The sequence below is a fragment of the Pseudomonas sp. LG1D9 genome (assembly GCF_002949995.1).
Classification (GTDB): Bacteria; Pseudomonadota; Gammaproteobacteria; order Pseudomonadales; family Pseudomonadaceae; genus Aquipseudomonas; species Aquipseudomonas proteolytica.
In genome coordinates this window covers 1,090,471-1,099,694 of the sequence record NZ_CP026881.1, presented here as the reverse complement: position 1 = coordinate 1,099,694, position 9,224 = coordinate 1,090,471, and the positions used below count along the sequence as shown (strand labels likewise).

Below are 9,224 nucleotides of genomic sequence, written 5' to 3'. Positions count from 1 at the left end.
GAAGTATGTATCGACTGGCCCGCCGCCATCGCAGGCAAGCCAGCTCCTGCATTTACGGTGTAAGTCCGCAAAATAGAGCTGTTTCGGGGGTTATAGAATCTTTGCTCTAAAAATGACTACTGCATATTCTTGAGTCATGTTTATGACTGTAGGGCCCTCTTTTGGCTCTAGGCGGCCCTTTGCAAAGCTGCTACTCTCGGCGCGCTTTGTGACCTCTCGGCCTGCTTGAAACAGCCAGAATCACCTAAAAAAACACACACAAATAATAATCGCATCAAATGCGGTGAATGAATTCGCGTCGCTGAGGAGTGGGCTTCCATGATCGAAGACTTTTGGAAGGATAAGTACCCCGCCGGGATTGCTGCAGACATCAATCCAGACGAGTATCAAAATATTCAGGCGGTACTGAAACAGTCCTGCCAGCGCTTCGCCGACAAACCGGCTTTCAGCAACCTGGGCAAGACCATCACCTACGGTGAGTTGTACGAACTTTCCGGTGCCTTTGCCGCGTACCTGCAACAGCATACCGACTTGCAGCCCGGTGATCGAATCGCCGTGCAATTGCCCAACCTCCTGCAATACCCGGTGGCCGTGTTTGGCGCCATCCGTGCCGGCTTGGTCGTGGTCAACACCAACCCGCTGTATACCGCGCGGGAAATGGAACACCAGTTCAACGATTCCGGGGCCAAGGCCCTTATCTGCCTGGCCAATATGGCGCACCTGGCGGAAAAAGTCGTACCCAAGACTGGCGTCAAGCATGTGATCGTCACTGAAGTGGCTGACCTGCTGCCACCGCTCAAGCGGCTGCTGATCAACAGCGTCATCAAGTACGTGAAGAAAATGGTCCCGGCGTATCACTTGCCCCAGGCGATCAAGTTCAACGACGTCCTGGCCAAGGGCCATGGCCAGCCGGTCAACGAAGTCAGTCCCGCCAGCGAAGACGTGGCCGTGCTGCAATACACCGGTGGCACCACCGGCGTAGCCAAGGGCGCGATGCTCACCCATCGCAACCTGGTGGCCAACATGCTGCAGTGCAAGGCGCTGATGGGCTCCAACCTCAATGAAGGTTGCGAGATCCTGATCACACCGCTGCCGCTTTACCACATCTATGCCTTCACCTTTCATTGCATGGCGATGATGCTGATCGGCAACCACAACATCCTGATCAGCAACCCGCGCGACCTGCCGGCGATGGTCAAGGAGTTGTCGAAGTGGAAGTTCAGCGGCTTTGTCGGCCTGAACACCCTGTTCGTTGCCCTGTGCAACAACGAAGGCTTTCGCAAGCTGGATTTCTCGGCGCTCAAGGTCACCCTATCGGGCGGCATGGCCCTGCAACTGGCGGCGGCCGAGCGTTGGAAAGCCGTGACCGGCTGCAACATCTGTGAAGGCTACGGCATGACCGAAACCAGCCCGGTGGCCACCGTCAACCCGATCCAGAATATCCAGATCGGCACCATCGGCATTCCGGTGCCTTCGACGCTGTGCAAGGTCATCTCGGATGAGGGCGTCGAGTTGCCCCTGGGCGAAATCGGCGAACTGTGCGTCAAGGGTCCGCAGGTGATGAAAGGTTACTGGCAGCGTGAAGACGCCACCGCCGAAGTCCTCGACAGCCAAGGCTGGTTGAAGACCGGTGATATCGCGATCATCCAGCCAGACGGCTACATGCGTATCGTTGATCGCAAGAAGGACATGATTCTGGTCTCCGGTTTCAACGTCTACCCCAACGAGCTGGAAGACGTGCTGGCAAGCTTGCCAGGCGTGCTGCAGTGCGCAGCCATTGGTGTGCCGGACGAGAAGTCGGGCGAGCACATCAAGCTGTTCATCGTGGTCAAGCCGGGCGCGACGCTGACCAAGGAGCAGGTGATGGAGCATATGCGCGCCAACGTCACCGGCTACAAAGTGCCGAAGGCTGTTGAATTCCGCGAAGCGCTGCCGACCACCAACGTGGGCAAGATCCTGCGTCGTGAGTTGCGTGATGAAGAGCTGAAGAAATTGGGCCTGAAGAAGTAAACAAAAAGCCCCGTGAATACGGGGCTTTTTATTGGGCGCTGATTGGACTGCAATCCAAATGTGGGAGCAGGCAAGCCAGCTCCCACATTTTTGAGCGCCTGCTTACAGGGCGAACTGCGCGAAGCTCACGCCAGCGCCTGCCGGGCGTACATCCTTGAGGAACGAGTCCTTGTCCGCGCTCAGCTCCAGGGTAATCTCCGGCTTGCGCTTGCCCGCATTGCGCACCACCAACCCTTCAAGCTTTTCACGCAGGAACGCGGTCGGTACTTTCAGGTGCAGCAACTGGTCGGTCTCGGCGTTGTGCATCAACAAGTGAATCCACTCGTACTGCCCAATGGCAATGCGGGCCACCGGTAGGTCGAACCACCAGATGTTGCGCTTGCGGTCCAGGTCGGTGAAGTGGCAGTTGTTGACGCCGAGCACGGCACCGCCCAGTTCCAGGTTTCTGCGGGCGATGGCCTGTGATTTATTGAGTTTCATAACCTTCCTACGGGATCTGTTATTCAGCGATTGAGCCTGAATCTGCCGGGCATTCTCGGGGGTTGGCGGCAAAACATAAAGCCAAACCTGTATGGGGTGATGAAATGCCTCACGCAAATAATTGAAACTCTGCGCAGAGGCCCAGGGTCAACCCTTACGTAATGACCAAAACCCTTGATTGTTCTTACGGAGAAATACCATGGGCAGCACAGCGGATAAGGCAAAAGGTTTAGCGAACGAAGCCATCGGCAACATCAAGCAAGGTGTCGGCAAAGCCACTGACAACACCAAACTTGAGACCGAAGGCAAGATTCAAGAGAAGAAGGGCGAAGCCCAGCAAGCGGTCGGCAAGGTCAAGGATGCGGTAAAGAATACCGTCGACAAGGCTTGATTCCAGCATTTGCAACACGCAGTACAACGGCCATCCACGGATGGCCGTTTTTATGTCACGCCCGGTGTTTAAAGTTTCGAAATTGTTTCAAGGTCGCCAAATAGGCTACCTTGATGTAGAAAACGGCCCCTGAGTCGCCCACGAACTCAACCTTTTTGCGGCGAAAGGAGACGCTATGATTTTTCCGGTATTAAAAGATCTGCCGCTGCACCGCGTATTGATGCGCACCGTCACAGAATTCATCGATGACGAGATGCCCACCTACGCCTCGGCACTGGCCTACCAGATGCTGTTTTCGCTGTTCCCCTTCCTGCTGTTCCTGATTGCCCTGATCGGTTTCCTGCACCTGCCGGATTTCTTCAGTTGGCTGCGCCTGCAATCGGAACTGGTGCTGCCGCCCCAGGCCCTGGAGCAGGTCAACCCGGTGATCGACCAATTGCAGCAATCCAAGGGCGGGCTGCTGTCGGTGGGTATCGTCATCGCGCTGTGGACCGCCTCGGCCGGCGTGCGCCTGATGATGAGCGCGATGAATGCCGCCTACGACGTGGTGGAAGGCCGACCGATCTGGAAGCGCTTCCCGCTGTCGATTCTCTACACCGTGGGCATCGCCGGCATGTTGCTGGCCGCTGCTGCGCTGATGGTGCTGGGGCCGCAAGTGATGGAGTGGCTGGCCGGGCAGATCGGCATGCAGGAATTTGTCGTTACCCTGTGGACCATCCTGCGGTGGCCCTTGATCGTGATCCTGCTGATGTTCGCCGTGGCGTTGATGTACTACGTGATGCCGGATGTGAAGCAGAAATTTCGCTTTATCACGCCAGGCTCAGTGCTGGCGGTGGTGGTCTGGATCGTGGCTTCATTGGGCTTTGGCTATTACGTCAAGACCTTCGCCGACTACAACGCCATGTATGGCAGCATCGGTGCGATCATCGTGCTGTTGTTGTATTTCTACATTTCCGCCGCCGTATTGTTGCTCGGTGCGGAAATGAATGCGGTGATCGAACATATGTCCGCCGAAGGCAAGGATCCGGGGGAGAAGGATTTTGGCGAACACCACCCCGATGAAAAACAGCATGTCTCGGGCCTCGGCCGGGACCACTCGATTCCCAAGCCCACCACTGATGAAACCTGACCGATGATTCGTGAAATTCTGAAAATGGGCGACGAACGCCTGCTGCGTATCGCGCCACCGGTACCACCGGAAATGTTCGACAGCCCCGAGCTGTGGCAACTGATCGATGACATGTTCCAGACCATGGAGCATGTGGGCGGCGTCGGCCTGGCCGCGCCGCAGATTGGTGTCGATCTGCAACTGGTGATCTTCGGCTTCGAAAGCAGCGAGCGCTACCCGGAAGCTCCGGCGGTGCCCCAGACCATCCTGATCAACCCGCTGATTACACCGCTGAGCCCGGTGTTGGAGGAGGGCTATGAAGGCTGCCTGTCGGTGCCAGGCCTGCGTGGTGCAGTGGATCGCTACCAGCAGATTCGCTACGAAGGGTTTGACCCCAAGGGCGAGCCGATTGTGCGGATTGCCGATGGTTTCCATGCGCGGGTGGCGCAGCACGAATGCGACCACTTGATCGGTCGCCTGTACCCTTCGCGCATCACTGATTTCAGCAAGTTCGGGTTTATCGAGGTGATGTTCCCTGAACTGGATCCTGCCGCCGACGCCTAGGCCTGGCGACACACGCCCATGGCGATCATCGGCTTGTTGCGCTTATAGCGCACCAGGCGCTCGGCCAGGGACTGTGGCAACACCGTCTGCTGGCTGAAGCCCTGGGCTGCATAAAACCCTTCCAGGTCCGGGTGGCACAGCAGCCATACCGAGCCCTCGACAGGCGCGATCGCTTGCGCAATCAGCCGCGTCGCCAGCCCTTGCCCACGTAATGCCGGATCGACAAACAGCCCGGTCAGCCATTGGCCGCCGACCACCGGGCTCAGGCACAGACCGGCCACAATCTCGCTATTACGCGCCACCCACAATTGGCCGCCCTTGAGGGCTTTCATCGATGAGTTGTGGCTGCGATAAAACTTGTTAAGCAGCGGCCACAGGGGCTCTGCCAGTCGATCAATGTGCAACTCGGGCATGGTGGTATGACAGGTGTGATCCAGGGGCGGGGATTATAAGTCGGGCAAAGCGCCTTCTGGTGGACAATAGGTGTTATACCCCTTGTTACTTCCTCTGTTAGTGGAGCATGCAGCATGGCCAAAGGTATGGATTCAAAGAAAGCCGCGAAGAAAAAACCGGCAAAGACCGCTGATGAAAAACGTGCGGACAAAAAAGCCAAGAAGACCGAGACAGGTCTGTTCGGTCACTGAGTACTTCACTGTAGGAGCGAGCAAGCTCGCTCCTACAGCGGCATCGATACATCCTGCCCCTGCACATCCCCTTCAACACCTGTCTATAAATGCTGGCTGATTAATGGCCTTGCATAGCGCCAAGCCCTGTCTATGCTCACCCATAACCACTTATGTCGCTTGCCATATGAAGCGTTTCGGGTGGCTGTTTGCATAGTGGTTGATGAGCACTATACAAACTGTGAATAGATAAGTGCGTATGTCAAAGCGCCGGAAAAAGGAGCTGCAGGTTAAATGGATTTACGTGTGTCGGTTAAAGCGGGCCCCGGCTGGGGTCATCAAGAAAAGGATGCCTTGAAACGAGCGTTGTCCCATGGACTCTCCGATTAGCCATCATTTATCTATCGCCTGACACTTGTCCTGCCTTATGGACAGCTGCGTTTGCCTGTTTTGTGGAAAGTTGTACTGGGTCAAATCCAAGAACTAACCGTCATTCAAAGACAGCGCTGAAGGTGATCCGATCATGTTTAACCTCCACCATAAATCCGACCTGTTGGAAATCGAGCGCTTTTCCTGCGCGCTGACCCAGGCCCAAGCCAAGTTGGCGGCCATCAGCCGTTCCATGGCGATGATCGAGTTTGATCGCGACGGCGTGGTACTGGATGCCAACGAAAACTTCTGCAAGGTCATGGGTTACAGCGCCGAGGAAGTACGCGGTAAACACCATCGAATCTTCTGTGAAGAGTCCTATTACCGCAGCGATGACTACGCCAAATTGTGGCGCGACCTGGGCCAGGGCGAACCCATCAGCGGCACGTTCATGCGCTTGACCAAAACTGGCCAGGAAGTGTGGCTGGAGGCCAGTTACATGCCGGTCTACGGTCCGGATAAACAAGTGCAGAGCGTGATCAAGGTGGCTGCGGACATTTCCGAACGGGTTCACCGCGAGCACGAAAACCAAAGCCTGATCGATGCCATAGGCCGCTCCATGGCGGTCATCGAGTTCACGCCCCAGGGGCAGATCCTCAATGCCAACCAGAACTTCCTGAAGACGGTGCAGTATTCCCTCGGTGAAATCGTCGGCCAGCACCACAGCATGTTCTGTCATCGCGCCGAGGTGGAATCGCCGACCTACAAAGCATTCTGGGCGTCACTGAACCGGGGCGAATTCCACTCCCATCGTTTTGAGCGGCGCAACAAACAGGGTCAGACGCTATTTCTGGAAGCCTCCTACAACCCAATCTTCGATGCCAACGGGCGTCTGTACAAAGTGGTGAAGTTCGCCAGTGACATCACCGACCAGGTCACCACCTTGCGCACCGCTGCCGATTCGGCCCATGCCACCTCGGTGCAGAATGACGCCTGTGCCCGCAAGGGTTCGCAAGTGGTGCAGCAGACGGTGCAGATCATCGAAGAAATTTCCCGCGACCTCAATCAAGCGGCAGTCAGCATCGACGCGGTAAGCAAGCAGTCGGACATTATCGGCACCATCGTGCAGACCATTCGTGGGATTGCCGATCAAACCAACCTGTTGGCGCTTAACGCGGCCATTGAAGCGGCACGGGCCGGTGAGCACGGACGGGGTTTTGCGGTGGTGGCGGACGAGGTGCGCAGCCTGGCGGCGCGTACCAGCCAGGCGACAATCGAGATTGTCGATGTGGTGCGCAAGAACCACGACTTGTCCCTGAGCGCGGTGTCGAGCATGCAGTCGAGCCTGAGTCGTACCGGCCTGGGGGTGGAGTTGGCCAATGAAGCGGGGCAGGTGATCCTGGAGATCCAGGAAGGCTCGCGGCATGTGGTGGACGCCATCGGCCAGTTCAACTCCACCCTGCAACTGCAATAGTGCCTCTGTGTAGGAGCGAGCTTGCTCGCGAAAAACCTGAGACCGCCACGGGGAACCAGATACCCCGCGTTATCGTTGAAGTTTTTCGCGAGCAAGCTCGCTCCTACAAAGGGCGTTGTGCTAAGTCAGATCGCCGCCAGGGCGTCTTTCACGGCCTTGATCTGCGGATCAGCAGTCTTCTCGGCGAACTGCTCTGCTACCTGCATCTTTAGGCGATCAGCCACTTCCTGGGCAATAGCGTCTTGTTGTTCCACGGGCATCGCTTTTACATCGTCTTCGGTCAGGCCCTTTTCCAGCAGGATCTGATCGCGGATGCGTTCGGCCGGGGTCTTGGTCATATAGTCGGTGAATTCTGCGCGGGCCTGGGTGCTGGTCGCGGTGGTTGGCGTGGCACTGGTCGGCGGCGTCGCTTGCAGTTGCAGGCGGGTCTTGGCAAAAGCGGCATCCACGTTGCTTGCGGTGGCGTCAGTGGCCTTTTGCGTGGCCTGCACCTGGGTCGCGGCAGCAGCATTCTGCACGTTCTGCATCACGCCACTGTACAGGGCACTGGCGGCGGCGTTGGCGGGGTCCAGGTCGGGGCGTTTGGACTGTTGGATCACGGACGAGACTTGGGTATTGACCAACATGATCGGGCACCTGTGGGTTTGAACGATGCAGAGGATTTAGCAATTAGCGTGCCGGGAGCCAACACCCCCGGATTCATTGGCTTTGAGGGCGCTGCATAGTCATGAGGGGTGCCGCCAACGGCCAATGTTTGCCGCTGGCGGCCACAGGCTTCAGTAGGTGATGGGAATCTCGAATAGCTGGAATGCATCATCTACCGGTCGATAACCCAGGACCCGCGTGGTCTCGCTCAAATCCAGGCGCTTGAAGCGGTTGTTGGAAATGCCATGGGCGATCAGGTGCTTGACCCCCTCGGCCTCCACCGAACGCTGCAACAACTGGACGGCATCCCGAGGGCTGAGCCAGGCGCTGAGGTCGCGAGCGTTGTTCAGGTCGTGGGTTTCGGCAAATTCAAAGGCCCCAATGCGTAGAGCGATGGTGGAGAGTGGGGTTTTGGCCGCGTAATACCCGCACAGCGCTTCGCCGTAGCATTTGCTCACGCCATACAGGTTGGCTGGCAGCACCGGCATGCCGGGGGTGATTTGCCGGTCCACCGGATAGCCTTCGATGGTCTGGGCGCTGCTGGCGAAGACCAGGCGCTTGACGTGGGCGGCCACGGCCGCTTCGAACAGGTAGGTGGTAGCGAGGATATTGTTGGGTAGCAGTTCGTCAAAGGTCGCGCTGGCGTGGGGAATGCCCGACAGGTGCACGATCACATCGATGCCGTCGAGCAGCGCTGGCAGTGCGGTCTTGTCGCTCAAGTCGGCCTGCACGAAGCGATGGCCGTCGAGGGCGAAGCCTGGTGTGACGCGGTCGGTGAGGGTGAAGCGGTAACGATCTTTCGAGGCCTCGAAGAAGGTCTTGCCGATTCTGCCGCAGGCACCGGTGAGCAGTACGTTGAGTCCTTTCATCGTGTAGTCCTTAGTTGTGACCGTCGAGGGCAAAAGCCTGGAAACCTGGGCGCTGGCTGAGTAGGGCGTAGTACGCGTCCACAGCCGGGTAGGCAGGGCGCTCCATGGGCGTCATCCGCCAGCGGTGCACTGACAGGCCGATCAGGATATCGGCCAGGGTGAAGTTATCCCCGGCCACATAGGCGCCGGTTTTGATCAATTGTTGCTCCAGCAGTCCCATCTTGCCGTTCCAGCCGCGCACGCCGGCGGCAACGCGCTGCGGGTCCTGGAAGTCCGGGTTGTTGCGCACCAGGGCATGGAAGGCGTAGCCCCAGGAGGGGTTGAGCTCGGTGGCTTGCCAATCCATCCATTGCTCGACCCTGGCCCGTGGCGCAGGGGCGGCGGGCAGCAGGTCGTGGCGTTGGTGCAAGCCCACCAGGTAACGGCAAATGGTGTTGGATTCCCATAGCACGCCGTTGTCATCGACGATGACCGGTACCTGTGCGTTTGGGTTCAAGGCAAGGAAGTCGGGTGACTGGGTAGGGGTGAAGCCGATGCCCCAATCTTCACGCTGGTAGGGGATAGCCAGTTCCTGGCAGGTCCACAGGACTTTTCGTACGTTGATGGACGAAGTGCGACCCAAGATTTTCAGCGCGTGTCCCATGGTGCTTCCCTGGCAAAAGGTGAGTTGGGCAATTTAGCAGGGGCGCGC

General features: G+C 57.8%; 10 protein-coding genes and 1 pseudogene. 6 read left to right on the top strand and 5 right to left on the bottom strand.

The annotated features are described in order from the left end of the window. Positions 1–318 precede the first annotated feature (318 nt). Positions 319–2,010, top strand: a complete 1,692-nt coding sequence (fadD1, locus tag C5F71_RS05380; RefSeq protein ID WP_029296439.1) for a long-chain-fatty-acid--CoA ligase FadD1 — start codon at positions 319–321, stop codon at positions 2,008–2,010. A gap of 102 nt (positions 2,011–2,112) precedes the next feature. Here the strand turns inward: fadD1 and C5F71_RS05375 are convergent, their stop codons facing one another. Continuing rightward, the gene (locus C5F71_RS05375; RefSeq protein WP_029296441.1) at positions 2,113–2,490 is read right to left on the bottom strand and encodes a hypothetical protein; all 378 of its coding nucleotides are present in this window, start codon (positions 2,488–2,490) and stop codon (positions 2,113–2,115) included. 199 nt (positions 2,491–2,689) lie between these two features. On the opposite strand from C5F71_RS05375, the gene C5F71_RS05370 reads away from it, so the two are divergent. From C5F71_RS05370 to def, 3 genes are all read left to right on the top strand, one after another. Then, a complete protein-coding gene (locus C5F71_RS05370) occupies positions 2,690–2,881 on the top strand; it encodes a CsbD family protein (RefSeq protein WP_029296443.1) in 192 nt (63 codons plus the stop codon). A 175-nt stretch (positions 2,882–3,056) separates the two neighbouring features. Next, positions 3,057–4,010: a YihY/virulence factor BrkB family protein gene (locus C5F71_RS05365; RefSeq protein WP_029296445.1), complete on the top strand. Its 954-nt coding sequence runs from the start codon at positions 3,057–3,059 to the stop codon at positions 4,008–4,010. A 3-nt stretch (positions 4,011–4,013) separates the two neighbouring features. Beyond that, the gene (gene def / locus C5F71_RS05360; RefSeq protein WP_104910769.1) at positions 4,014–4,553 is read left to right on the top strand and encodes a peptide deformylase; all 540 of its coding nucleotides are present in this window, start codon (positions 4,014–4,016) and stop codon (positions 4,551–4,553) included. Here def and C5F71_RS05355 read toward each other — a convergent pair. Continuing rightward, positions 4,550–4,966 carry a GNAT family N-acetyltransferase gene (locus tag C5F71_RS05355; protein ID WP_070995333.1) on the bottom strand — a complete coding sequence of 139 codons (417 nt, stop codon included), beginning with the start codon at positions 4,964–4,966 and terminating at the stop codon, positions 4,550–4,552. The genes def and C5F71_RS05355 overlap by 4 nt on opposite strands. 733 nt (positions 4,967–5,699) lie before the next feature. Here C5F71_RS05355 and C5F71_RS29645 point away from each other — a divergent pair. Then, positions 5,700–6,428 (top strand): annotated as a pseudogene (locus C5F71_RS29645) (PAS domain-containing protein); the annotation flags it as partial. 18 nt (positions 6,429–6,446) lie between these two features. Further along, entirely contained in the window at positions 6,447–7,019 is a 573-nt protein-coding gene (locus C5F71_RS29640) for a methyl-accepting chemotaxis protein (protein ID WP_371923389.1), read from the top strand. Between the two features lie 125 nt (positions 7,020–7,144). Here the strand turns inward: C5F71_RS29640 and C5F71_RS05345 are convergent, their stop codons facing one another. The 3 genes from C5F71_RS05345 to C5F71_RS05335 form a co-directional block, all read right to left on the bottom strand. Beyond that, a complete protein-coding gene (locus tag C5F71_RS05345) occupies positions 7,145–7,645 on the bottom strand; it encodes a hypothetical protein (RefSeq protein WP_029296453.1) in 501 nt (166 codons plus the stop codon). Positions 7,646–7,795: 150 nt separating this feature from the next. Next, positions 7,796–8,533: an NAD(P)-dependent oxidoreductase gene (locus tag C5F71_RS05340; RefSeq protein WP_029296455.1), complete on the bottom strand. Its 738-nt coding sequence runs from the start codon at positions 8,531–8,533 to the stop codon at positions 7,796–7,798. Positions 8,534–8,543: 10 nt separating this feature from the next. Beyond that, the gene (locus C5F71_RS05335) at positions 8,544–9,176 is read right to left on the bottom strand and encodes a glutathione S-transferase family protein (protein WP_104910768.1); all 633 of its coding nucleotides are present in this window, start codon (positions 9,174–9,176) and stop codon (positions 8,544–8,546) included. Positions 9,177–9,224: the final 48 nt, after the last annotated feature.